General features: G+C 31.7%; 26 protein-coding genes. 20 read left to right on the top strand and 6 right to left on the bottom strand.

Annotation, left to right across the window (positions count from 1 at the left end; all coding sequences use genetic code 11):
• Window positions 1–147: 147 nt before the first annotated feature.
• Window positions 148–660, top strand: coding sequence for a dihydrofolate reductase (locus ABDZ69_RS10085; protein WP_343769265.1), 513 nt, complete (start codon window positions 148–150; stop codon window positions 658–660).
• Window positions 661–758: 98 nt separating this feature from the next.
• Here ABDZ69_RS10085 and ABDZ69_RS10080 read toward each other — a convergent pair whose 3' ends face one another.
• Window positions 759–1,331: a cupin domain-containing protein gene (locus tag ABDZ69_RS10080; protein WP_343769645.1), complete on the bottom strand. Its 573-nt coding sequence runs from the start codon at window positions 1,329–1,331 to the stop codon at window positions 759–761.
• 245 nt (window positions 1,332–1,576) lie between these two features.
• Here ABDZ69_RS10080 and ABDZ69_RS10075 point away from each other — a divergent pair, with 245 nt between their 5' ends.
• The 9 genes from ABDZ69_RS10075 to ABDZ69_RS10035 all read left to right on the top strand — a co-directional run bounded on the left by ABDZ69_RS10075 (window position 1,577) and on the right by ABDZ69_RS10035 (window position 11,182).
• Window positions 1,577–1,915 (top strand): hypothetical protein, encoded by a 339-nt coding sequence (locus ABDZ69_RS10075; protein WP_343769263.1) that lies wholly within the window; start codon window positions 1,577–1,579, stop codon window positions 1,913–1,915.
• A gap of 109 nt (window positions 1,916–2,024) precedes the next feature.
• Window positions 2,025–3,692, top strand: coding sequence for a GH3 auxin-responsive promoter family protein (locus tag ABDZ69_RS10070; protein ID WP_343769643.1), 1,668 nt, complete (start codon window positions 2,025–2,027; stop codon window positions 3,690–3,692).
• 158 nt (window positions 3,693–3,850) lie between these two features.
• The gene (locus ABDZ69_RS10065; protein WP_343769262.1) at window positions 3,851–5,035 is read left to right on the top strand and encodes a sensor histidine kinase; all 1,185 of its coding nucleotides are present in this window, start codon (window positions 3,851–3,853) and stop codon (window positions 5,033–5,035) included.
• A 3-nt stretch (window positions 5,036–5,038) separates the two neighbouring features.
• Window positions 5,039–5,701: a response regulator transcription factor gene (locus ABDZ69_RS10060; protein ID WP_343769261.1), complete on the top strand. Its 663-nt coding sequence runs from the start codon at window positions 5,039–5,041 to the stop codon at window positions 5,699–5,701.
• 111 nt (window positions 5,702–5,812) lie between these two features.
• Entirely contained in the window at window positions 5,813–7,222 is a 1,410-nt protein-coding gene (locus ABDZ69_RS10055; protein WP_343769260.1) for an alpha/beta hydrolase family protein, read from the top strand.
• A 17-nt stretch (window positions 7,223–7,239) separates the two neighbouring features.
• Window positions 7,240–7,746: a flavodoxin family protein gene (locus ABDZ69_RS10050; RefSeq protein WP_343769258.1), complete on the top strand. Its 507-nt coding sequence runs from the start codon at window positions 7,240–7,242 to the stop codon at window positions 7,744–7,746.
• A gap of 1 nt (window position 7,747) precedes the next feature.
• On the top strand, window positions 7,748–8,383 hold the full coding sequence (locus tag ABDZ69_RS10045; RefSeq protein WP_343769256.1) for an NAD(P)H-dependent oxidoreductase: 636 nt from the start codon (window positions 7,748–7,750) through the stop codon (window positions 8,381–8,383).
• Window positions 8,384–8,490: 107 nt separating this feature from the next.
• Entirely contained in the window at window positions 8,491–9,966 is a 1,476-nt protein-coding gene (locus ABDZ69_RS10040) for a protein adenylyltransferase SelO (protein WP_343769255.1), read from the top strand.
• Window positions 9,967–10,189: 223 nt separating this feature from the next.
• Window positions 10,190–11,182 (top strand): FUSC family protein, encoded by a 993-nt coding sequence (locus ABDZ69_RS10035; RefSeq protein ID WP_343769254.1) that lies wholly within the window; start codon window positions 10,190–10,192, stop codon window positions 11,180–11,182.
• A gap of 68 nt (window positions 11,183–11,250) precedes the next feature.
• Here ABDZ69_RS10035 and ABDZ69_RS10030 read toward each other — a convergent pair whose 3' ends face one another.
• Complete coding sequence (locus ABDZ69_RS10030; RefSeq protein WP_343769253.1) at window positions 11,251–11,430, bottom strand: H-type small acid-soluble spore protein; 180 nt, start codon at window positions 11,428–11,430, stop codon at window positions 11,251–11,253.
• 69 nt (window positions 11,431–11,499) lie between these two features.
• Window positions 11,500–12,030, bottom strand: coding sequence for a GNAT family N-acetyltransferase (locus tag ABDZ69_RS10025; RefSeq protein ID WP_343769252.1), 531 nt, complete (start codon window positions 12,028–12,030; stop codon window positions 11,500–11,502).
• A gap of 196 nt (window positions 12,031–12,226) precedes the next feature.
• Here ABDZ69_RS10025 and ABDZ69_RS10020 point away from each other — a divergent pair, with 196 nt between their 5' ends.
• From ABDZ69_RS10020 to ABDZ69_RS10010, 3 genes are read left to right on the top strand one after another with little or no spacing between them, the layout of a single operon-like run.
• Window positions 12,227–12,448 carry a winged helix-turn-helix transcriptional regulator gene (locus ABDZ69_RS10020; RefSeq protein WP_343769251.1) on the top strand — a complete coding sequence of 74 codons (222 nt, stop codon included), beginning with the start codon at window positions 12,227–12,229 and terminating at the stop codon, window positions 12,446–12,448.
• A gap of 48 nt (window positions 12,449–12,496) precedes the next feature.
• Window positions 12,497–13,735: a GNAT family N-acetyltransferase gene (locus ABDZ69_RS10015; protein ID WP_343769249.1), complete on the top strand. Its 1,239-nt coding sequence runs from the start codon at window positions 12,497–12,499 to the stop codon at window positions 13,733–13,735.
• 33 nt (window positions 13,736–13,768) lie between these two features.
• The gene (locus tag ABDZ69_RS10010; protein ID WP_343769248.1) at window positions 13,769–14,194 is read left to right on the top strand and encodes an N-acetyltransferase; all 426 of its coding nucleotides are present in this window, start codon (window positions 13,769–13,771) and stop codon (window positions 14,192–14,194) included.
• A gap of 42 nt (window positions 14,195–14,236) precedes the next feature.
• Here the strand turns inward: ABDZ69_RS10010 and ABDZ69_RS10005 are convergent, their stop codons facing one another.
• Window positions 14,237–14,728, bottom strand: coding sequence for a hypothetical protein (locus ABDZ69_RS10005; protein WP_343769247.1), 492 nt, complete (start codon window positions 14,726–14,728; stop codon window positions 14,237–14,239).
• A 180-nt stretch (window positions 14,729–14,908) separates the two neighbouring features.
• Here ABDZ69_RS10005 and ABDZ69_RS10000 point away from each other — a divergent pair, with 180 nt between their 5' ends.
• Window positions 14,909–16,171 carry a glycosyltransferase gene (locus tag ABDZ69_RS10000; protein WP_343769246.1) on the top strand — a complete coding sequence of 421 codons (1,263 nt, stop codon included), beginning with the start codon at window positions 14,909–14,911 and terminating at the stop codon, window positions 16,169–16,171.
• A complete protein-coding gene (locus ABDZ69_RS09995) occupies window positions 16,159–16,767 on the top strand; it encodes a TetR/AcrR family transcriptional regulator (RefSeq protein WP_343769245.1) in 609 nt (202 codons plus the stop codon). The genes ABDZ69_RS10000 and ABDZ69_RS09995 overlap by 13 nt, the downstream gene beginning before the upstream one ends.
• Window positions 16,768–16,822: 55 nt before the next feature.
• Here the strand turns inward: ABDZ69_RS09995 and cls are convergent, their stop codons facing one another.
• Window positions 16,823–18,358 carry a cardiolipin synthase gene (gene cls, locus ABDZ69_RS09990; protein ID WP_343769641.1) on the bottom strand — a complete coding sequence of 512 codons (1,536 nt, stop codon included), beginning with the start codon at window positions 18,356–18,358 and terminating at the stop codon, window positions 16,823–16,825.
• Between the two features lie 24 nt (window positions 18,359–18,382).
• Window positions 18,383–20,002 (bottom strand): PucR family transcriptional regulator, encoded by a 1,620-nt coding sequence (locus ABDZ69_RS09985; RefSeq protein ID WP_343769244.1) that lies wholly within the window; start codon window positions 20,000–20,002, stop codon window positions 18,383–18,385.
• Window positions 20,003–20,156: 154 nt separating this feature from the next.
• On the opposite strand from ABDZ69_RS09985, the gene ABDZ69_RS09980 reads away from it, so the two are divergent.
• The 5 genes from ABDZ69_RS09980 to ABDZ69_RS09960 all read left to right on the top strand — a co-directional run bounded on the left by ABDZ69_RS09980 (window position 20,157) and on the right by ABDZ69_RS09960 (window position 25,082).
• Window positions 20,157–21,377 (top strand): dicarboxylate/amino acid:cation symporter, encoded by a 1,221-nt coding sequence (locus ABDZ69_RS09980; RefSeq protein WP_343769243.1) that lies wholly within the window; start codon window positions 20,157–20,159, stop codon window positions 21,375–21,377.
• Window positions 21,378–21,514: 137 nt separating this feature from the next.
• Entirely contained in the window at window positions 21,515–22,165 is a 651-nt protein-coding gene (locus ABDZ69_RS09975; protein WP_343769242.1) for an FMN-dependent NADH-azoreductase, read from the top strand.
• Window positions 22,166–22,349: 184 nt separating this feature from the next.
• A complete protein-coding gene (locus tag ABDZ69_RS09970; protein ID WP_343769240.1) occupies window positions 22,350–23,300 on the top strand; it encodes a hypothetical protein in 951 nt (316 codons plus the stop codon).
• A 41-nt stretch (window positions 23,301–23,341) separates the two neighbouring features.
• Window positions 23,342–23,998, top strand: coding sequence for a hypothetical protein (locus ABDZ69_RS09965; protein WP_343769239.1), 657 nt, complete (start codon window positions 23,342–23,344; stop codon window positions 23,996–23,998).
• Between the two features lie 157 nt (window positions 23,999–24,155).
• Window positions 24,156–25,082, top strand: a complete 927-nt coding sequence (locus tag ABDZ69_RS09960; RefSeq protein ID WP_343769238.1) for a PhzF family isomerase — start codon at window positions 24,156–24,158, stop codon at window positions 25,080–25,082.
• The last annotated feature ends 24 nt before the right edge of the window (window positions 25,083–25,106 follow it).

The raw sequence follows: 25,106 nt of genomic DNA, 5'->3' as shown, positions 1-25,106 counted from the left end.
CAAGTACCTTAATTTTATTCATATGAATTGCTATTGTAGTTGTAATAAATATATAAATAATTTTTTGAAATAATATTATTTACACAGGTATATTCTTTAGAACAGAAGAAACAATATTATTACAAATAAGTTTAATTAGGAGGAGTTATGATTTTACTTTTTTCAGTGGATAATAATTGGAACATTGGATACAAGGGGGATTTATTATATAAAATATCTGAGGATCTAAAAAGGTTTAGAAAGTTAACAGAAAACAATATTGTTATAATGGGAAGAAGAACCTTTGAATCCTTGCCAGATAAGAAAGCACTTCCTAACAGGATAAATATTGTGATTACTGAAGATAAGGCATATAAGGGTCGTAAAGGTGATAATATTATAATCGTTAACTCCATAGAAGAATTATTTTCTGTATTAAAAGAAATAAATCCTAATAATGAAACAGAAAATTTCGTTATAGGGGGAGGTAATATTGCAAGACAGATAATGCCATACTGTACCAGAGCTTATATAACTAAGATATTGAAATCCTTTGAAAAGGCAGATACTTCCATGCCTAATTTGGATTTGCTAGAGGATTGGAAGATAGTAAAAGAATCGAAAATATATAAGCAAGAAGATGTAGAATATAAATATGTAGATTATGTTAAAGTTACTTAAGGATTTGCTAAAGGTATGTTTTTAATCGAGTATGTAATGAATAAAAGCATCAGGAATTGGTCATTTAAAACCATTCCTGATGCTTATTTATTGTAATATTAGTGGCCGTGTTCCTTTTCTGCAGCTTCTGCCTCAGCTTTTGTTTTATGAACTGTACCATGTGGGTGCTGAGGTGGCGCATAGATAGAGTACAATTTAAGTGGTATATCACCTGTGTTGATTATATTGTGCCATGTACCAGCAGGTATCATGATAGCGAAGTCATCAGAGACCCTTCTTTGAAAATCTAGCTTATCTTTTCTATTACCCATTTTAACAATACCTTGACCTTCTTCGATACGTAGAAATTGATCAAGATGGGGATGAATTTCTAAACCTATGTCCTCGCCAGGGTTGATACTCATCAAAGTAACTTGTAAATGTTCTCCTGTCCATAAAGCTGTGCGGAAAGTATTGTTTTGCTTTGTAGCCTCATTAATATTAACCACAAAGGGTTTTGGTCCATAGTCCTTCAATTCAATTAAATCAGCATCCTCCATTTCATCATTAAAAGGCATATACTGATTAGTATTATACATTGGTGTATTAAAGCAGTAAGAACATGGACAAGTATTATACATTGGCATATTCATGAAATAGGGACATGGATATGTTTTATAATCATTATACATAGTGCTCATTCCTTTCATATATTTATAGAATTATCATATGCCATATTTTTGAAGAATGTGATTCTATTTACAGCAATGCTATAGCATTTAAATTTAAAAAATTAGGGCACTCTTTATGCAGAAACAAGTAAAGCAAGAGAGTACCCTTAGAAGGGGAATTTGTTGAAGTTACAAAAGAAGATAACGAGATAATCTCAGCAGTACTAGAACTGCCAAGGGAAGGTGCACCAGCTAAGATGATGCCCTTGATAGTATATAAGGGAAGAGTGTATACAATGTCATCTACAACAATTGACTCTGAAGATGGAAAAAAACTTTTAGGAGAGAAACTTGGAACCACTAAAGGCAATATAGACCAAAGGAGTAAGCAAGAGGAGTATTCAAAAGAATTTGCTTCTACACTAGGAATTCAAGATGTATATACTGTTAAAGGTTATGATAAGGACTTTAGGATAATGACTTATTTAGAGAATGATGATGGAACTTCATACCCGCAGTTTTATGACTGCCTAAATGGAATAACTGTAAAAAATGGAGCAGACATTTTTGGTAAGTTGAATATAAAAGGAAATATTATTTTATAAATTTAGTACAGTAATAAAGGATGTAAAATATTGGTTAATACGAACCCTATCATAAAAAGCCCATATAATAATTATAGAGAAATTCTAGGAGTGTGTTATTACGAGCATAATAAGCAAGGTGTTATACAAAATTGCTATTGAAGGGGGAGGAGTAGTTCAAAAGAGATTTAATAAAGATACGAAAAATTCAAGGAAGGTAAGCGAAGGAGTATTACTTAAAATATTAAGGATGAGCCGTAAGAGCGAAATCGGAATTAAGTTTAACTTTGGAGATATTAAGTCTGCTGAGGATTTTAAAAAACAGGTTCCATTAACTGAATATAAGGATTATGAAAACTATATAGAGCGTATGGCAGATGGGGAAAAGAATATTTTAACGGGGGCGAATGTGGAGTACTTTGGACATACCTCTGGAACTACAGGAAAACAAAAGCTAATTCCTGCTACTAAAACTAGCAGAAAGGTTGCTTCAAAATATATGGCTTTACTTTCTAATAAGATTTGTTATGACAATTTTAAAGAAAGATGGAATTATGGAAAAGGATTAATGATTACAGATATACTTATGACAACTTACACTAAGGGAGGAGTGCCTATGTGCTCTGCTACTTCTGGGGGCATGAATGGTATAAGATATATACTGCCATATTTATACACCTCTCCAATTGAAGTCATGAAAATAAAGGATAAAGAAGCAGCACTTTACCTACATCTATTATTTGCATTAAAGGAAAGCAGCCTTTTATATATCAGCGGGATTTTTATTTCTAATGTACTAGACTTATTTAGAGTTTTAGAAAGTAAACATGAAGATCTAGTAAGGGATATAAGAAGAGGACGTATAAATAGTAATTTAAATATTGATGAAAGTACTAGAAAAAATTTAAATAAGCTTATTTCTCCTAATGCCAATAGAGCTGATCAATTAGAAGGGGAATTGAAAAAAGGATTTAAGGGTGTAGTTAGAAGAATATGGCCAAACCTATCATATATAGCTACAGTAACTGGAGCAAACTTTTCTATATATGACGATAAAGTAAATTATTATACCGATTCCTTACCCATTTACTCTCCAGCCTATGCTGCTACAGAAGCCATGATTGGAATTAACCCCTACGTAAACAAGATAAGATATGTAATCATTCCTGATACTGCTTTTTATGAATTCATCCCTATTAGAGATGGGATTGAAGATATACAACATGTCCTTTGCTTAGATGAATTAAAAGTAGGGGAGAAGTATGAAGTAGTTATTACTAATTACGCAGGACTTTATAGGTATAGAATTGGCGATGTGATTAAGGTAGTTGATTTTTATAATAATTGTCCAGAAGTTGAATTTTTATATAGGAAAAATCAAGTGTTGAATATGGTATCTGAAAAGACCAATGAAGAGCACTTAACCAGTGCCATAAGAAGTACAGTAAAAAAATTAAACTTAAATCTAGTAGACTATACAACAATGCCGGATAATTCAATTTCACCCGGTAGATATGTTTTTTATTTTGAGTTTAAAAGTACTATACCTAACTCAAAGGTTGAATTGTTAGAAGAAACATTAGATAGTGAAATTAAAAATTCAAACCTAGCTTACGACAGAGCTAGGAATAATAAGAAGTTAGCTAGGGTAAAAGTAGTGCTTTTAAAACCAAACACTTTTAATTTTGTAAAGGAATTTCAATTAAGCAAGGGAATATCAAAAAATCAAATTAAGATTCCAAGGGTTTTAACTAATAATAAAAATATCTTAAATATCATAAATAAAAATAGAACATAAGAGTAATAACAGAAAAAGCAGCAGAAATGGTTTTTTATATAGCCAATTTTTGCTGCTTTTATATGGTGTAATGCATGTATTGCCATCATTATAAAAATTTGCCAGCTATCTTTGTATGGAATATAATTAAGATAAAAGTGTTATCACAGGAGGGTTTTATGTTAAAAGCTTTACAAGTAAGAAATCTTACAAATTGGATAAAGGTATTTACATATGTTTCCGCTACGGTATTATTAATAGCCAATAATACCTTTGATAAATTGACATATCTAATACCTATTTTAATAGTTATATTTTTTATTAATTACTGGAGAGATAATTTCTTGGTTTCTAACAACAAGCCCATTCACCATATATGGATAAGCATTGCACTTGAACTGATGCTTATTATATCAATTAGTTTTATAGATAAAAACGACATAAACCTTCTTTTGTTTTATATTTGTGTATCCTCCACCACTATAATACATCCCTTTAGGTATTCCATTTCCTTAGTGGTTGCTTATATTGCATCCATGTTTTTTATTTATGCCATGAAAAATGGTTTTACTAGTTTAACGAAATCAATTATTCCAATGGTTTTTAATTATGGTGTTTCTATAGCCTTTGTAGTGGGGATGAGTTATCTTGTTAAGCTTCAAATTCGTGAAAAAGAAAAGCTAGGCCATATGAATGACGAGCTTGAACAAGCCTACAAGAAGCTAATTGAAAATTCTGCTGCGTCACAAAAACTTTCAGTGGAGCAGGAAAGAACTAGAATGGCTAGAGAAATCCACGATACCCTTGCTCATACGCTGACTACGTTAATCGTCCAGTTGGAGGTTTGCAAGAAACTAGCGGCGTTAGATCCTTCTAGATTACCTACTGAGTTGGAAAAAGCTCAAGAATTATCAAGAAGTGGATTTAATGATGTGAAGCGCAGTATAAAGGCACTAAGACCTCAAGCCATGGAAGAAAAATCTTTTTTTGCTTCCGTAGCCTCAATTGTCAATGAAACCATGGAAAGTACAAATGTACATATAACTTTGGATAATCTACTTTCAAAGGATATAAAACTTCAATCACAAATTGAAGTTGCATTGTTTAGGGTTATACAAGAAAGCATCACTAATGCCATTAGACATGGGCAGGCTGATGAAATTAAAATACATATAAAAAAAGATAATAGCTCCCTTAAGCTCTGTATTGTTGATAATGGTGCAGGGTGTATAAATATAAAGAAAGGATACGGTATGAAGGGAATACAGGAAAGGATTGAGGGTTTGAATGGAAGAGTGGAGTTTTCAAGTTCTCAGGGTAACGGCTTTAAAACAGAGGTATCAATTCCTTATGAGGTGGTGTAGAAGGTGAAAATTAAAATAATGATTGTAGATGATCAGCGATTGATGAGAGAGGGGCTCAAGACCATATTGGATTTAGAAGAGGATTTGACTGTAGTCCAGTTGGGCGAAAATGGAAGAGATGCCTTAGATAAAATTCCTAGTGTGCAACCTGATGTACTTCTGATGGATATACGTATGCCTATTATGGATGGTGTGGAATGTACAAGAATTATTAAACAACAGTATCCTGATATCAAGGTATTAATTTTGACTACCTTTGATGATGACGAGCTTATTATTGATGCATTAAAAAATGGTGCAGTGGGATATATTCTTAAGGATTTTTCTTCTGAAAAGTTAGTTGTAGCCATTAAAGATGTTTACAATGGAAATTTCATCATGCAGCCCGAAATTGCAGCAAAGGTAATTTCCCGCATTTCTGGGAAAGCAAAAGAATCGGTTTGTTATAATACAGATGCAGGATTAAATATTAACTTAGACCTTACTGACCGAGAAAAAGATGTGCTAAAGCTAGTTGGAAAAGGGATGGCTAATAAAGAAATAGCAAACAAGCTATACATCTCTGAGGGAACTGTTAAAAATTATATTAGTAATCTTTATAGTAAATTAGAAATTGATGATAGAAGCAAATTAACAATATATGCAATTAAAAATCAATATATATGACTCGGGTCATATGCGATTATGACTTAACTTATTACCCCAGGCAGATGTGTAGAAGCCTTCTAAGGTTTACAATTAGAATATAGAAGATTGTAGATATTAGGAGGTTTTATTATGTTAACCACTTTAGAGATATTAATTATAATAGCAAATATACCGCTACTTGTGTGGCACTTATTACCTGTTAAGCGGGTGCCAAGGTTTCTCGACTTTATGCCTTTGACTTCAGTGATTTTTCTAGTAATTCACCTTTTTATAGATAATGAGCCTGTAAGGCTGCGCATGATTCCACTTTATATATTCACAATTACAATGTTTTTAGTTACAATGTCAAAGATATTTAACCATAACCCTAACCAGCCAAGACGTAGAGCAGTAACAGTAATAGGTCGTATGTTTGCTTTATTCATGCTATCAATATGCGTACTGATTCCAACTGTAGTTCTGCCTCTTAAGCCACTACCAGAACCAACAGGTAATTTTAATGTAGGTACTGTGGTACTCGATTTTACAGATGAAAATCGTGTTGAGACTTTTTCAAAAGAAGAGGGGAAATCCCGTAAAATTGCCGTTCAATTTTGGTATCCTTCAGACAAGACAGATTCAAAGATTTTATATGATATCAGCGGTGCACCAATTTCTAAATCCCAAAAGAATTACCCTGTTTTGATATTCTCCCATGGTGCTTTTGGTATGCGTATGAGCAATGCTTCAACATTTAGGGAACTAGCTAGTCACGGATACATTGTTACTAGTATTGATCACACCTATCAAGCATTTTATACTGCTTTTGAAGATGGAAAGGGTATTCCTGTGAATATAGATTTTTTAAATACTGCAATAGGGGTTTCAAGAGATGGCCTACCTGCAGAGGAGACATTTAAAATCACCCATGACTGGTTGGATTTAAGAACAGCAGATATAGAGCTTGTAATAGATAGTTTAAAATCAGAAGAGTTTGGAAGGTCAGGAGAATTCTTAAAGGGACATATGGATTTGACTAAGATAGGACTTTTCGGTCATTCCCTAGGAGGCGCTGCTTCGGCACAGGTTTCTAGAGAACGTGATGATGTAAAAGCAGCAATTATTATTGATGGAACAATGATAGGAGATATTATTGGATTAAATAGGGATAAAAAAGAAATAATTACAGATAAGAGTTTTGATAAACCTCTTATGTTAATGTATGGTTCTTTATTTCAAGAAGAGGAAGCAAAAGCGACAAGTTATCTGCCAAACATCAATGCCTTTAATAATTCAACTAATGCAGCATACTCTTTATGTATAAAGGGTTCTGGACATTTAAACTTTACAGATTTGCCTAGAATATCACCTTTCCTAGCAGGAATGCTTGGAGTTGGAAGCATAGATTCCTTTAAATGTATTAAAATTGTTAATGACTATACCCTAAACTTCTTTGATAAGCATATTAAAGGGCAGTCTTCACCTTTGTTAGATGGAAGTGCAAGTAGTAATGAAATTGAATTTAGTAAGAGGGTTCCTAATACTGTTGGTAAGAAATAAAGAAAGCAGGGATATAAATGAAATTAATAATACATGACCTAGAAGAGGAAAGACTAAAAGAACTATTACGAGGAAAAATGGATGATATTAAAATAATATCTGACGATGGAAGCATAAATAATTGCATCGGATGTTTTGGATGTTGGATAAAAACACCTGGTACTTGTGTTATACGTGATAAATATGGGGACATGGGAGAATATATATCAAAATGTCAGGAGCTTATTATCATTAGCCAATGTTTTTATGGTGGGTTTAGCCCCTTTGTAAAAAAAGTGTTGGATAGAAGCATCTCCTATGTACATCCATATTTTGAGATTAGAAATGATGAAATGCATCATAAAAGGCGATATGATAATAATTTTGACTTAAAGGTATGTTTTTACGGTGAAAATATAACAAAGCAGGAAAAACAAACGGCAGAAAAATTAGTTAAGGCAAATGGAGTTAATTTAGATTGCAATGTTAAAAAAGTTACCTTCCTTAAAGATATTTCAGAAATTCAAAGATGGGAGGAGTGTTAGTATGAAAATAGCCTTAATTAATGGAAGTCCAAAAGTAAAATATAGTTCATCAGAGTGCGTTTTACAGGCTTTAAAGTCCATATTACCTAAGGAACATGAGGTTATGGAATATCATTTTAGAATGTCAAATTTAAGTGAATTTAATTTAGAACAAATAAGGGAGAGCGATATATTAGTATTTGCATTCCCCCTATATGTAGATGGAATCCCTTCACATTTGATAAATTGTCTTTACCAAATAGAAAGATTTTTTAATACAAAACCTCTGAGGGAGATAACAGTTTATGCTATTGTTAACTGCGGATTTTATGAAGGAAAGCAAAATGTAATTGCCTTAGAGATGATAAAAAATTGGTGTGAAAAAACAAAGCTTAATTGGGGCCAGGGAATTGGTATTGGAGGAGGGGGAATGCTTCCAATGTTAGCAGGACTTCCTGATGGAAAAGGTCCAAAAAAGAATTTATCCAAAGCTTTAAAGACTATTGCAAATAGTATCGCCATAGGTGTCACAGAAGATGATATATTTATTTCTCCTAACTTTCCAAGGTTTGCCTATAAGTTTGCAGCAGAAATGGGATGGCGTAAGCAAATAAAAGAGAACGGATTAAGAGGAAAGGATTTATTTATAAAGAAGTAATTTATGGAATATATAGTGTATAGAGTATAATAAATTGTCAGAAGTAGAAAATAAAAGGGATAAAAATATAGTAGGATATAAAAAAAGATATTAAGAAAGGAGATACCATGACAGAGGAAAAAACAATATTAGAAGCAGGATGGAATCTAGATAATAGTTATGCTTGTCTGCCACAATCATTTTTTACCAGCCAAAATCCAACTCCTGTACGATCACCGAAATTGATTATTCTTAATAATCCTTTAGCTATATCGTTAGGATTAAAGGTAGAAGAATTACAAAGCAGTGATGGAGTAGCGATGCTTGCAGGGAATAAAATTCCAGAGGGCGCTTCACCACTAGCTCAAGCTTACGCAGGGTATCAATATGGAAATTTTACCATGCTAGGAGACGGCAGAGCTGCATTACTTGGTGAGCAAATCACTCCCCAAGGTGAGAGGTTTGATATTCAGCTCAAGGGCTCTGGTAGAACTCCATACTCCCGCGGAGGAGATGGTAGAGCGGCACTTGGGCCAATGCTAAGAGAATATATCATAAGTGAAGCCATGTATGCACTTGGCATTCCTACTACCCGAAGTTTAGCGGTAGTTACAACAGGCGAATCTATAATTCGCGAAACAGAGCAACCTGGTGCAATTCTAACTCGCGTAGCTTCTAGCCATTTGCGTGTGGGAACCTTTCAATACGTTTCTCAGTGGAGAAGTGATGAGGAACTCAAAATCTTAGCTGACTACACATTACAAAGACACTTTCCAGAATGTAAAGATAATGAAGATAGATATCTTTGCCTGCTTAAGGAAGTAATTAAGCGACAGGCTCAATTAGTTGCTAAATGGCAATTAGTTGGCTTTGTTCATGGAGTAATGAACACTGATAACGTGACAATAAGTGGAGAAACCATTGATTATGGCCCTTGCGCCTTTATGGATACTTATGACCCAGGGACGGTATTTAGTTCTATAGATATGTATGGACGATACGCCTATGGAAATCAGCCTAATATTACAGCGTGGAATTTAGCTACATTTGCTGAAGCACTATTGCCACTGCTCCATGAAAAGGAAGAGGAGGCTGTGGACATAGCACAAGATGCCATTGCAGATTATGCTGATTTATATAAAGATAATTGGCTCAAAGGAATGAGAGGAAAGTTAGGAATATTTAATGAAGAGCCAGAGGATGAAAAGCTAATAGCTAATCTTCTTAGCATGATGCAAAAGTATCGTGCAGACTACACAAATACCTTTCGTGCGTTGACTTTTGATAAGCCAGAGGATACATCATTGTTTGGAAATGAGGATTTTACAAAATGGTATGAGCATTGGAAAGCTAGATTAAGTAGACAACAAGAAGGGAAGGATTCCTTCCAAGAGTTAATGCGTAGCTTTAACCCTGCAGTAATTCCTCGTAATCATAGAGTAGAGGAGGCATTAGAAGCTGCGGTAAAGGGAGGAGATTATAGTGTGATGGAGAGACTTTTAGATGTTTTGGCATGTCCTTATGTATATTCAGATAAACAAGATGATTATGCTGCACTTCCAAGAAAATCAGAGCGTCGCTATAGAACCTTCTGCGGTACGTGATAATTAATAGACATTGATGCTGTTTATGGTAAGCAGCGTTAATGTCTATTTTAATAAGTTTATTGTAATCTATAAAAGCATGGTTTAGAAATTTAAAGTAATAATAAAGTTTATTTGTTGAGATTAAAGCACATGGACCTTAACCTAGATATAAATAATTTAAAATTATGATATAATTGTAGTCTTGTCTAAAATTGCATCATAAGAACGGAGGTAAAGGTTAGTGGGAAAAATTAAAAATTTGAGCTTTAAATTATTATTTGGAAATTTAATATTGCTAATTGGAATAATAATATCTGTATCACAATTCTCAAAGTTCTTTGGGGTGGAAAATAGCCTATTAGGCGTTGGGGTTATAACTGCCATACTCATGTGTGGTGTTATTGAAATAGATTTACCTATTAAAGATTCTATTATGGCCATTATAGTATCTTTAATGCTTATGGGTATTTCAGCTTATTTAAGCAGGTTAAATCCTTTAATAGGTGTAGTGATCAATTGTATAACTGTATTTCTTATAACATATATATTTGCTAATAAGGAAAATACAAAAACTTTTTTGCCTTTCATACTATGCTATGTATTTTTAGAGGGTAATCCAGTAACTATTGAAAAACTGGCCCTTAGAGTAGTCGGGACTTTGGTTGGGGGAATTCTTATTGCCTTAGCTTATTATGCAACTCATAAAAGAGTGTATGGGTTTAAATATAATAGCTTATATGAGCAATTGACATCAATAGATAAACATTCTTTACAGTTTAATTTTGCTTTTAGGATGGCGGTAGGAGTAGCCGCAGCAATGCTTTTAGGGAATTATTTTAGCTTAGAAAAATCTATGTGGATAAGTATTACGGTAATGTCATTAACACAGCCCTATCTTCATCAAACAAAGGAAAGAATTAAGTATAGAGTATTCGGAACTATTTTAGGAACTCTAATTTTTGTAGTAATATTTAACTTTATAGTACCCAAAAATTTAAGCACCTACGTACTGTTATTTTTAAGTTATATTTATACTTTTATTAAGGAATATAAAGTGCAAATACTCTTTATAACTATAAATTCCTTAGGAGCGTCCATGATATTATATAATATGCATGTATCAGCCTCTATGAGAATAGGCTTAATATTAGTAGGTACTGTCATTGCCTTTATTGTGAACAAAGGCTTTTATAATAAATTTAATAAGAAAGAAGATCTTGCTTTGCAAGTATAAATAAATATAAATAAAAGTATTATCTATCAACTTATAAATGATAAATAATACTTTTATTTTGGTAAAATTTAATGTTCTACTAAATTATCTAAGGGTACTTCTTGTTTGTTTTCTGGATGGTCGAGGTAATGGATTTTAGCTGTGTTATTATTGTCATTTACAGCTTCAAGATAAACTGGTGTACCATTATAGGTTACTGTAATCATATCTGAAGAAGCAATAATATTTTTTGCACGTTGGTTATTCATAATAAATACCTCCTTAGTAATATAAACAATTATATTATACCCAGCAAGCTTATAAGTAACCCGAAATTCTTATAATTTATTTCGCAAAACAGATATAAAACCATCCAATATTTTATGACTAAAAACAAATTCTTTACCCGTATAAAATTTCAAAGCGTTGTCATTGCCATTTGAAACAAAGATAAAATAATCCTCAACATCATCAAAGCTGTTTAGCCATTTCATGGACATATCAAAAAGTACGGAGCCAATGCCTTTTCCTCTATAATCTTCTTTTAGATAAAACTGAGATAAACAACCTACATTGTCCTTGGTAACTGAAGAAAGATCAAAGAAAGTAGCGAAGTTATTTGAATATGTTGCTTTAGGAGATATGTTTGAGTATACATAACCAACTATTTTGTCCTCATCTCTAACAACTACGATATAATTATGCAGTGCACCTTTCATAGAAGGAATCATTCGGGTATCAAAATTCATGCTATTAAATAATTCTGGTTTAATTTGTGCTTTTGACTTTTGAAAGACCATGAGTTCATTGCATAAATCTCTGCAATACTCAAATTTTTCATTAGGTATAATCTCATATTTTATATTCATATATTACACTCCCTTTTATTTATCATTCTAAAATAGAGTAGGAAGTTTCTAGAACTAGTTGGTACATATAACCTTGTATAACATTAATAGTAATTGATCAATTATGATATAATTATAATACAGGAGAGAATAAGTACAAGTATGCAGTATTTAATGACTAAGTAAGAAAAAACTGATTAAAGGAGTTATTCAATGAGTGGTACAGGTACTGAAAATAAAAATTGATGGAATAACAAACATGGTGTTATCTCAATCTCTAAAGGAAATGGAGGCTTATGGGATAATTAACCGACAGCAGTTTATGGAGATTCCTCCAAGAGTAGAGTACTCCCTTACTGAAGCGGGTAAAGACTTGATACCGGCGCTAGAATCTTTAGCGAAATGGGGGAAGAGGATGAAAAATAATATATCTACATGAGTTTAAAGAGGGCTTTTTTTATAATAATGTATCAATAGGGGGATAATTATGTATTCAATTGTTAAATTAAAAGAAGATGAATTAAAAAATGCAGTAAAAACATTTTCAAATGCTTATCCAGGTGTACCAGTTTCACTTGAGCAATACGAAGAAAGAATACTAGCTATAAACAAGTATAGTTTTGTAAATTTTTATGGTGTGTATGATGAGGATAACCTTATAGGTGGTATGAGATTACACGATTTTAATATGAACTTACTACAGCAAAAAATAACTGCAGGTGGAGTAGGGTCTGTAGCTGTAGATCTTCTTCGCAAAAAAGAAAAGGTTGCTAAAGAAATGATAAAGTTTTTCTTGTATCATTTTAGAGAAAAGGGAGCTTCAATGGCACTACTTTATCCTTTTAATCCAGAGTTCTATAAGAAAATGGGATTTGGATTTGGGACAAGCATGAATCAATTTAAAATTTGTCCTAAGAATTTGCCAAAGGGGTATTCAAAGAAAAATATTAAGCTTTTAACTGTAGATGATGCCGAAGCGATGTGCATATTTTATAATAAAATGGTGGATAAAACTAATGGTCTTATAGAAAAATGCACAAATGAGTTTAAAGGTTTATTCAGGGATCCATCAAATAAGGTTTTTGGATATAAGGTAAATGGTGAAATATTAGGGTATATGGTTTTGCAGTTTAGAAAAGGTGATGTAGAGTCTTTTTTAATTAATGACATATTTATTTCTGAAATACTATTCCATAACTCTGAAGTATTCCTAGAACTAATGACATTTTTAAACAGCCAAAGCGATCAATTTAGATATATTATAATTAATACACAGGACGAAAACTTTAGGTTTGCCCTAAAAGATCCAAGAAATAATTCTAGTAGATTATTGATTTCTGTATACCATGAATGTAGCGCTCAAGGGACAGGAATAATGTATAGAGTTATAAATGTTAAGAAGCTTTTCCAGGATTTAAAAGAACATAATTTTAATAATATAAGTTGTAAACTTAAGTTAAAAATAAATGATACCTTTATGGAAGAAAACAACGATTCTTATATTATACAATTTATTGATGGGAAAGCTACTTGCGTGGATGAGGGAGAGTATGATGTGGAGCTTTCTATAGATATTGCAGATTTTTCTTCGTTGATAACTTGCGTTGTAGATTTAAAATCTTTATATAGATATGGTTTGGTTAAATTATCAAAAGATGAGTATCTTAATAAGTTAAATACAATATTTGCGTCAGATGAAAAACCAAGGTGTTTGACTTCATTCTAGAATTAAACTGTTTAAATAAGAGGAGTAAAAGTGATGATAAAAAAGATGGAAATATCTAAAATAGATGATGTAATGAAAATTTGGCTTGAAGTAAATATTAAAGCCCACGATTTTATTTCCGAAAGCTATTGGATAGAAAATTATGATTTTGTAAAAGAAGTTTTGCCTCAATCTGAGATTCTTGTTTATGAAGATGATGATAAAATAAAAGGATTTATAGGTATTGTAGATAAATCCTATATTGCTGGATTATTTGTTTCAAATAAATATCAATCTAGTGGAATAGGCAGTAAGTTAATTGAAAAATGTAAGGAACAGTATCTCCTTTTAAAATTAGATGTTTATGCTAAAAACTTAAAAGCAGTAGAGTTTTATAAAAAGCATGGATTCAAAATAGAAATTGAAAAAGAGAATGATGATACTAAGGAAATAGAGTATACAATGGTATGGAGATTATAAAAGCAATTTAAATGGGCTTACCAATAGTGGTAAGCCTAACTTTTAGCACATAACAATAATTTTATATGGTGTAGTTTGCGCCGGTATGCTCCTGGTGGTAGGACCATAGACAACAATTAGGTTTCGATTTGTAGGGTTATTAGTAAAAAGCTGATTATTTTCTAATAATATTTGAGTATATGGACCAATATTTAACTTCAATGTATTATCACTACTTACCAATTGACTGTTAAAATAATCTACTTTCACATTTTGGTATGAGGTATCTCTTGCCATGACAAGTGCTCTATATTGAGGTGGGAAAATTAGAGGAACAGGTGCATTCCCATCATAAAATCCAGTTACTCTATCCCCTACTGATAACGTCACATGGTCTACAAAGTAAGTAGATGGTGATACTACGAAATTTACTAAATCACCGTATTCATTTTGTACAGATATTAATTTGTAACATCCCAATCCTTCTCCGCTAGCATTTGTCCAAAAATCATTAATCATGGTAATAGTACCATGAAAGGATTTGAAATTTTCCATTTTTACTTCTACACTCCTATTTTATTTCTCTATCTATACATAGTATGATTTCTTAAGAAATTGTGTTATTGTTTACAAAAAAAGGATTACACTTGACTACATTAACTTAAATTGTTAATATATAATTAATGACGACATAGTCGTCGGAAGTGCAGTGTGATATGATAGGAGGAAATGAATATGAAAGTTTCAATTTTAACTTTGGGTACTAGAGGGGATGTTCAGCCTTATGTTGCATTGGCTAGAGGGCTTATAAAGAATGGACATGAAGCACTTATATGCACTGGCAAAACCTTTAAGAATTTTATAGAGGGAAATGGGGTTGCTTTTCATGAAGCAACGGCGGATTTAATGGGTATTTTAGAAAGTGAAGAGGGTAGAAGGGTTTTTAATGGAGGAAAATATAATATTTTTAAAATGTTAAAATTTTCAAAGGAAGTAATAAATCCAGCATATAAAAAAAGCTTAGAAGATTTTTTAGAAGCTTCAAAGGGTTCAGACCTTATTATATATCATCCTAAAGCCCTTGGAGCTGTGGATATTGCAGATTATTTAAATATTCCTTGCATTAGCATGCCACCAGTCCCAATAGTGTATCCAATAACTGAATTTCCTAACTTCACTATATCTCCTAACAAAAATTTTGGAGCTTTCTTGAATAGATTAACCTATAAGGTAATTTCTTTTGCGGAAACATCCAGTATAAAAGACATCAATGAGTTTAGAGAAAAGTTTTTAAATTTCCCAAAGAGAAAATCAGGGTCTCTCATGTTTAAACGTGGCGAGAAGAATATTCCAATAATATATCCAATAAGTCCTTTTTTATTTAAGGAAGTAAGTAGCTGGAAGGATAGAGTTTTTCTGCCCGGTTTTTTCTATTTAGATATTGAAGAAACCACACTAGATGAAAATATTGAAAGGTTTTTAGAAGCTGAGGAAAAGCCAATAGTTATATCCTTTAGCAGCATGCCTTTAAACAATCCAAAGGTATTTAAAGAAAAGCTACTTCAAGCTTTGAAGGAAACTAATAATAGGGCCATAGTATTAACTGGAACAAGTGGTATGACCTTTGAAGAGGATGAAAATGTTTTAGCTGTAGATAAAGCACCACATAGGCTAATATTTAAAGAGGCTAAAGGAATAATTCACCACGGTGGAGTTGGTACCATGGCTGAAGCTCTTTTAAGTGGGGTACCACAATTAATAATACCATTTTCCGTAGATCAACCCTTTTGGGCTCATTTGCTCCATTCAAAAGGATATGCAATAAGCCCATTAAGAGAAAAAAATTTACAGATAACTGACCTTGCAAAAGCACTTAAGGAAATGGAAAGTGAAAAATATATAAGTAAGGCTAAAGAAATTAAAGAGATTATAGAACGTGAAAAAGGCGTAGAAAATGCAGTAAAATATATAGAGGATGTGATTATGTGCCGAAGCTAACATTTTTCAATTTAACTAAAGAAAAACAAGAGCAAATAATAAATGCTGCAATAAGTGAATTTTCCAAGTATACCTTTAATGAAGTAAAGATTTCAAGTATCATAAATAAGGCACAAATACCGAGAAGTAGTTTTTATGATTATTTTGAAGATAAGAAGGACTTGTATAAGCACATTCTTCTTTTAATTAAAGAAGAAAAGATGAAATTAATGAGACCAGTAGCTGAAAAAGAACAGGAGAGCTTTTTTGAAACCTTTAGGGAACTTTTTAAAGCAGGGGCCAAGTTTGCAGCTACTAATCCAGAGTATGATAAAATTGCTGCTAAGATGTATGAAAATATGGAGATTGTTCAAGAAATCTTTGGCAAGGAAATTACTGATGTGTCAAAAAGCTACGAGTATATGTTAACTAAGGGAATAGAAGCTGGGGAAATAAGAGAGGATATAGATGTAAAGTTCATAGCTAAATCAATAAATATTTTATCTTCTCAGCTAATGATTGAAGGAGTTAAAGAAGGGAAAGTATCTACTAATGAATTAATAGAAAATATATGTGATAAGATGATAGATTTTATAAAATGTGGCATAAAAAAATAGAAAAAATTATGCCACTGATTAGGTTGTACAATTACCTTAATCAGTGGCTTTTATATTACATCAATGGTGAAAATACCCTAAGAATTGCGTACATAAGCTTTACATACCATTTCATATTTTTAAAATATGCTAAGTCCATTCTATAGCATTGCTCTAAGGTTTCTAGGAAATCTTCTTTCACAGAAAGCACTGCCTTTGATCCATACATCCAAGTTGCACATTCAAAATGAAGGTATAGACTTCTATAGTCAAGGTTTATTGTACCTACAATAGAAACCTCGTCGTCAGCTACGAAGTTTTTTCCATGCATAAAACCAGGGGTGTATTCATAAATTTTAACGCCGTTTTCCATAAGTACAGGATAGTATCCCCGAGTTACCATGTGGACATATTTTTTATCAGGAATATGAGGAGTGATAATCCTTACATCAACCCCTTTTTTGGCGGCAAGACATAGTGCGGTTACAGTTTCATTATCTAAAATAAGATAAGGGGTGGTAATATAAACATATTCTTTTGCTTGGTTGATAATGTTTAAATAAGTCATTTCCCCAACAGTTTCATCGTCTAGAGGGGAATCGCCGTAGGGGGATACAAAGCCATCGCTTTCAAACTTTGTATGGTTTTTATTACGTGGTAAAAAGTCTCTATAATCTTCATAGATTTTATTATAATAATCCCAAACGGTTAAAAACATAACTGTAAAGTTTAATACTGCATTTCCCTTAATCATCACTGCAGAATCCTTCCAGTGACCAAATTTTGGGCGTGCATTGATATATTCGTCTGCTAGATTAATACCACCGTTGAAGGCAGTATGTCCATCAATTACTACTATTTTTCTATGATCTCGGTTATTCATCTTAATGGATAAGACAGGTACAAAAGGATTAAAAACTGTACATTTAATACCGTGGCCTTCAAGAACCTCATTATATTTATAGGGTAATTTTTGTAGACATCCCAAATCATCATATAATACTCTCACATCCACTCCTTTTTTTGCCTTTTGGATGAGGATATCTAGAATAGAATTCCACATAATTCCCTCTTCGATAATGAAGTATTCAAGAAAAATATAATGCTCTGCTTTATTTAGCTCTTCTTTTAATCTTTCAAACTTTAGCTCGCCTGAGCTGAAATATTCCACTTCAGTATTTTGATAAACTGGGTAGTGAGATGCATTATAAATATATTTTGCTTGGTTAGCTATTCTAATATCTCTATTCTTTAAATTTTCCATAACCTTTAAATCTTGATTCAAAATAGAGTTTGTCTTAATTTGAATTTCTTCCATACGCTTAGTAACACGCTTGTTTACCTTTTGCATACCAAACAATAAATAAAAGGAAATTCCAAATATAGGGAAGAGTAAAATAGGGATAATCCAAGCAAGTTTATAAACAGGATTTTGCCTATTATTTATTATCCATAAAATAACCAAGAATCCAACTAACATGTTTATAAACATGAAGTATATGGAATAAGTACTAAATTTCCAAACTAAAACCACAAAGGCTGACAGCTGTAGTAGAATTAAACCTCCGAATATAACTATTCTACTTAGTAATATACTTGCTAGTTTTTTCATATCATTCATTCCTTTAAATTAGTTTTATTTCCCGCCTTCTATTAGTTTAATTAACCTTGAGGCTACTTGAAGTTGAAGTATTTCCTCAGGGTTTGTAAAGTCTATGCCTAAAATATCCCTTGTTTTTTCAATTCTATACCTTACAGTTTTAGGGTGTAGGAATAGCTTTTCAGAAGTTAGGGTATAGCTTTGGTTTGTATCTAAAAATATTTTCAAGGTATCAAATAGCTGTGGATAATCCAATCTAAATTTATTTATTTTAGGGGAGATGAACTTTTCTAGATCTCCTAAGCTGTTTGATTCTAAGAATAATTTATAAATTCCAAGGTCTTCATAACATAGTATTTTATTTGTACTATGAAATAATCTTAAAATCTTTTGAGTGTCTAAAACTTCTTTGTTTGCCTTAGGTATGTTAAACTTTTCTACCTTTGAGCTGATGCTTACAGAGTAATAAAATTCTTTAAATAAATTGCTTTCCACTAGGTTTTGCATTAGCTTTTCAATGGAAGAGGTAGTAAATCCAGCTTCATTATTCTCAAAATTAATTAAGAATACTATTCTATCGGATTTTTCAAGGAAAGCTATGTCATTAAAATTCAACCTAAATACATTTCTAACTTGTTTTAGTATAGGAAGCATTAAAGTTTTATCTAAGTTTTTACTTTCATCTCTTTCATATAATTTAACCAGAAGAACTTGGTAAAGCTTGTGTTTGCTTAGATTAAGGGACTCTAATACTTCATCGACATCCTTCTTTTCGTAAAGTTTATCATTTAATAAGTCACTTAAAATATTATTTTTTTGTTGAAACAAATTTTGAGATACAACGTATTTTTTTAATAACTCCATTTGTAAAAATTTCACTGCATTTTCTATTATCATAAAATCTTCGGAACTAATTTTATCTACTATTTCATGTATAACTAACTCATAATCTTCAAGACCTAAAAAGGGTATACTCACCCTAATTTGTTCTCCGACTATTTTGGGATTTGCATTATTGTAAATTACTTTATTGCGCCTATAGTTGAATAGCATATATTTTTCCTTTGAAACTTCAGTTGTGCTTAATATTGTAACGTCAAAAAGTTCAGGATTAGTGCTGATTTCGGTGTTTTTTCCACAATTAACAAGGCTTACATCTCTAAGTATCATGTTTTTAAATTCATAGAGTATTTCATCCATTGAGGGCATTCGTAGAGCAAGGCTAGTTAAATCACTATGTACTTCATAATATTTATTTAGCAAGTTAACGTTAGTATCTATTATGGGTCCTAATATATCTAAAATGATTGATTCATATTTTACGTTCTTATCGATTTGAATTAAGGGGATTAAATGTTTGTTACAAAGCTCAATTATGTTATCAGGTATTTTATTAACCAATCTTTCCGTTTTAATTACAATGGCACTAATACCAAGAGAATGGAGTTTTTGAAAAAAGGTATCCAATTCATTATGGCTTAAATTTTGCAAGGCAAAGAAACTAGATAATATCACATCTCCAAGCCTGCCCCAATTTTCTATATCGATAGCTTCAAGTATGTTAACGCCATGTACTTCATTTAAAATTCCTTCTTTTCCTGCAATTAATTTTGCTCCATTAAAGGATTTTATTTTTAGCAAATCTTTGATATTCAAACTACCACTCCTTTATCCCTTAGGTATAAAAAACGCCTTATAATCTAGAACTTCATGCCAATGAAACTGAATACGAATAATGATATATTTATATTAGCATAATAAAGTAAGATTGCAATATTACATCCCTATCTTTCATAAGGAGATGATAATTATGAAGTTGAGAAAAGTAAACATGACTGTGCAAATAATGATTGCCATGGTGCTTGGAGTTATTGTTGGTACATTATCAAACGGAAGAGTTGAAGGAATTAAATTAATAGGGGATATTTTTCTAAGATTAATACAAATGTCCATTATACTTCTTGTGATGGGTCAAATAATAGAAGCAGTTGGAAGTCTTAACCCAAGGGAGCTTGGAAAACGAGGAGTAAAGGTTATAATTATATTTTTTGCCACATCCCTTTTTGCCGCTTTAGTGGGAGTTGGAATGGCAATGTTTTTAAGACCTGGTGTTGGGATAGACTTAAGTGCTTTAAGTGGAGGAGCAAAAGTTGAAGCAAATAATATGGGATCTATATACGATACCATACTTGGATTTTTCTCTACAAATGTAATAAAATCAATGTCTGAAGGAGTTATAGTTCAGGCAATAGTCTTTGCTATTTTATTTGGAGTAGCTTTAAGTTACGTAAGAATTGAAGATGAAAACAGTAAACTTCTCGAAATGATTATAGAGTTTAATAAAACCATATTAAAAATGATTTCAATTATAATGAAGATTGCCCCAATTGGTATATTTTCATTAATAGCTTCTACCATAGGAAAAGTTGGGGTTGCAGTAATATTACCTCTTTCTAAATATCTTGGCATTTATGCCATTGCAACATTTGCATACCTTGCATTATTCTTTATTATAGTTGCAGCTTACTGCAGAGTTGACTTTATAAAGCTAGTAAAAGGAATGACAGAAATGTCACTAGTAGCACTCGCTACAACTTCATCAGCTGTAACATTACCTACAGAAATGAAGGATGCTAAAGAAAAGTTAGGTATAAGTGAAAAGGTTACAAAACTTGTACTACCACTTGGGATGACCCTTAACAGCAACGGATCAGCTATGCATATGGCTTTTACAATTGTCACCATAGCACAAATTTATGGTGTTAGATATTCAGGTACACAGTACTTATATATTGCAGCCTTGGCAACTTTAGTTTCATTAGCTAACGCAGTTGTTCCAGGTGCAGGACTTGTATCCCTTGCCATAATCGTACCTCAAATGGGCTTACCAATAGATGCTATTGCCTTATTTGCAGGAGTAGAATGGTTTGTAGGAATGCTTAGAACAATATTAAACGTAGATTCAGATACCCTTACAGCGCTAATCGTTGCAAGAAGTGAAAATGAAATAGACTATAGCGTGTACAAATAATAGTCAGCCTATTTTAAAAAGACTTTTAGTTTATGTTATGAAATTCATAACAAGAGCTGGAAGTCTTATTTTATGTAGAATTTTTTTGAAAATGGGGTAAACACTAATATAAATAATAATTATTAGGGGTGAAGTAAATGAAAAAACTATTGTATATAACAGTAAATTCAAAGCCAGAGCACATGTCGGCAAGTAAAACCGTAGGGAGGGCATTTGTTAACAGATTTTTAGAGTTACACAAAGACTTTCAATTAGAGGAATTGGACCTTTATGATGTCCATGTACCACGCCTAGAATATCAGTATTTTGAAAGAAGAAATGCAATGATAAAGGAAGAAGATTATAATAAACTAAACGAAGAGCAGCAAAAAGAAGTGCACAAAATAGTCAAACTAACAGACCAATTTAAAGAAGCTGATATGTATGTTATTGCAACTCCTATGTGGAGTTTATCCTTTCCAGCGCCATTAAAGGAATATATTGATTGCGTCGTTATGGATGGAAAAACTGTAAGTATAAATGAAGATAAAATAGAGGGATTACTAAAAGATAAGCCAAGAGGCATGGTTTATATTCAATCCTCAGGAGGAAATATTCCTTGGCTTTTAAGAGTGGTTATGAATAAGGGTTTAAACTATGTAGAAGATATCATGAAGACAATTGGTATAAAGAGATTTGAAGAACTGCTAGTTGACGGCGTTGGTTTTACTGAAGAAGAAAGAAATGAAGCTATAAAAAAAGCCATAGATAAAATAGATGACGTTATAGAAGATGCTTGGAGAGAATAAAAAATTAATATTATCGTAAATGATAAAGAGCTTTGAAAGAAGCTCTTTTTTTATTAGCAATATAAATTAAGGATAATTTTGTTGCTAATTTGTAATTCATTAGTAAATGATTTGTAATTCTTAGATAAACAATTGTTGATATTATCTAATTAGAAAATTAAGCATAGGAGGGAAATTTATAGAAATGAAAAAAATATTGATAGGATTAATAACAGTAATTTGTATAGCAATCTTTATGGTGGGATGTAGAGCAAAGGAGCAGTCAATAGAGACTGGGAAAATAGAATCTACAGTAGAAAAAGATAAAAATAAAGCTAGTGAAGAAGTATTTACTGAGTTTATAAAAGTGCTAGAAACTAGTGATTCTTTAAAAACAAAAGAGTTCATTGTAGATAATATCGAAAAGGTTTCAGAAGAAATAGCAGATAAAATGGTTAGAGAATATGAATTATTATTAAATACTAATTTTGATAAATTGGAAGGAAGGTATTTTAATGCAATCAATGAAATGAATGAAGGACGTAAATTAGATTTAGAAAAGATAAAAGATGAAAAGATAAAAGATGAAGTTAAGAAAACTGTAACTTCAGGTTATACATTTAAAATGAGAGAGGGAGCTCACTATTTAACCATAGATTATGCAATGATTGCAGATAATTTTAGCCAGTACCTTTCAAAAAATTTAAAACCATACTATGAATTAAGAAAAAAAGACCAGCAGAAACCTATCTTTAATGGAGAGTACATCAATGTTGATGTTGAAGAAGTAAAGAATAGAGTAGTTACACTTGAAAAAGCTATTAAAGATAACAGAGGACTTGCTAATAGAGAAGATATAAAAGATTTAATGAAGTGGCATATACAAGCGTTATTAACTATTAGTCATTTTAATAAAGATGTAGACTTTGAAACTGGTAAAGTTAATGATAGTGTTAAAAATGCATATAAAGAGTTAAAAGAAAGTGACCTTAAAATTTCAAAATATGCAGCAGAAGAAATGGACAAATTATTAACTGAATATAAATTTGTGATAAAACAAGATGGTGGGGAAGCATATAAAAAAGTTAATTCTTTAAAATTTAAAATTGTGGATGAAGTAGGAAAAAAAGTTGAAGAATACTACTTGGTAAAATAATAGAAAATATAAAATATTTAAGAAAGAGGAGAGGGTTTTTAGTGAGAAAATTAATAAGTATTTTATTAATAACAGCATCTGTAATGAGTTTAACAGCTTGCGGACAAAGTAAAGAAGCAATAGCGAAAAAAGAAGAAAAGGTATTTGCGCAAATGGAGAAAAAGGAAGAAGAAAATATAATTAAGCTCCAATCAGATAAAATAGATCTTTCAAATCTATCTTATGAGGTGTCTGAAAAAGAAAGAGATGGAAAATTAGAAGAAGCTATTGCAAAAACTTTAAATTATAACGAAAAAACTGATGGACCATTAAAATATTATTACAATAAAATTGACTTAAATGGTGATGGAAAAGCTGAAACTTTTGTATATTTAGTAGGTCAATATGTATCAGGAAGTGGCGGTTCTACAGCACTTATATTTGAAGGAGAAAAAGAAGATTACAAATTAATTTCTAATTTTACTCTTGTAAGAAACCCAATAATTGTAAGTAGCGATAAAACAAATGGCTGGAATGACTTAATTATGTATGTATCGGGAGGAGGAATAGAGCCATTTTATTCTCAAATCAAATTTGATGGAAACAAATATCCAAGTAATCCATCTGTTCAACCAGAGGTAAAGACAGGAAAAGTAGTTAAAGGCAAAGCTATTATTGCCGATGATATACAAAAAAATCAAGGCATAGAATTACAATAATTAATGTAATAACATATAAAAATAGGCTTATCTCAAAGAGTGTAAGCCTATTTTTTACACATAAAGGTAAGTATCAAATTAAAAAGTGCGTACTTGTATATATATCCTATCAAAACTATAATTGATTATATAATACCTATATTTAGGAGTGGAGATAATGACGAGAAAATATAATTTATATCAAATTGATTCATTTACAAAGGAAAAACTTACAGGAAATCCAGCAGGGGTAATAACAAACGCAGATGGACTAACGGAATATGAAATGCAGAAAATAGCAAGGGAACTTAATAATTCTGAGACAGCCTTTAGCTTTTCTTCAAATAGTAGTGAATATGATGTTCATATACGCTTCTTTACTCCAACAAATGAAGTGCCCATCTGTGGGCATGCTACTATTGCTGCTCATTATGCCCGTGCTGTTGAAAATGGACTTGATACTTCAAGGGTTTATCATAAGACAGGTGCTGGGATTTTACCTGTTGATGTAATAAAGAAAAATGAGGATTATAAAATTGTTATGACCCAGGGTAAAGTTGAGTTTGGAAGTGTTATTGATGGCGTAAATAAAGAAGAACTTTTAAAAGCACTTAATATAAAAGATAGTGATTTATTAGAAAACTATGAAATTCAGATAGTCTCAACAGGTCATTCTAAGGTTATGGTGGGAATAAAAAGTATCCAAACTTTAAATACATTGCAGCCGGATTACCAAAGACTATCTAATTTAAGCAAGATTATTAAATGTAATGGATACTATGTTTTTACAGTTAATACACAGCATAGTGATATTTTAATTCATGGCAGAATGTTTGCGCCTGCAATAGGTATAAATGAAGACCCTGTTACTGGCAATGCAAATGGTCCTTTAGGTGCATATCTTGTTCATCATAATCTTGTTCATCACAATAATTCTATATTTAAATTTAAGGCTAAGCTGGGTGAAGCTATAAACCGACCAGGGATTATTGAAGTTGAGGTAAAGATAGAAGATAGAGAGCCTGTGGAAGTTAAAGTTGCTGGAAATGCTGTAATAGTATTTAAAACTGAATTATCATTAAATGAAACTCTCAACGAAAGTTGAGAGTTCAGATTGTTATTTTCTATT

The organism is Clostridium malenominatum, from assembly GCF_039521365.1.
In the GTDB taxonomy this organism is placed as follows: Bacteria; Bacillota; Clostridia; order Clostridiales; family Clostridiaceae; genus Clostridium_AW; species Clostridium_AW malenominatum.
The sequence above is the reverse complement of the archived record's forward strand: the minus strand, read 5'-3'. Positions and strand labels throughout refer to the sequence as shown.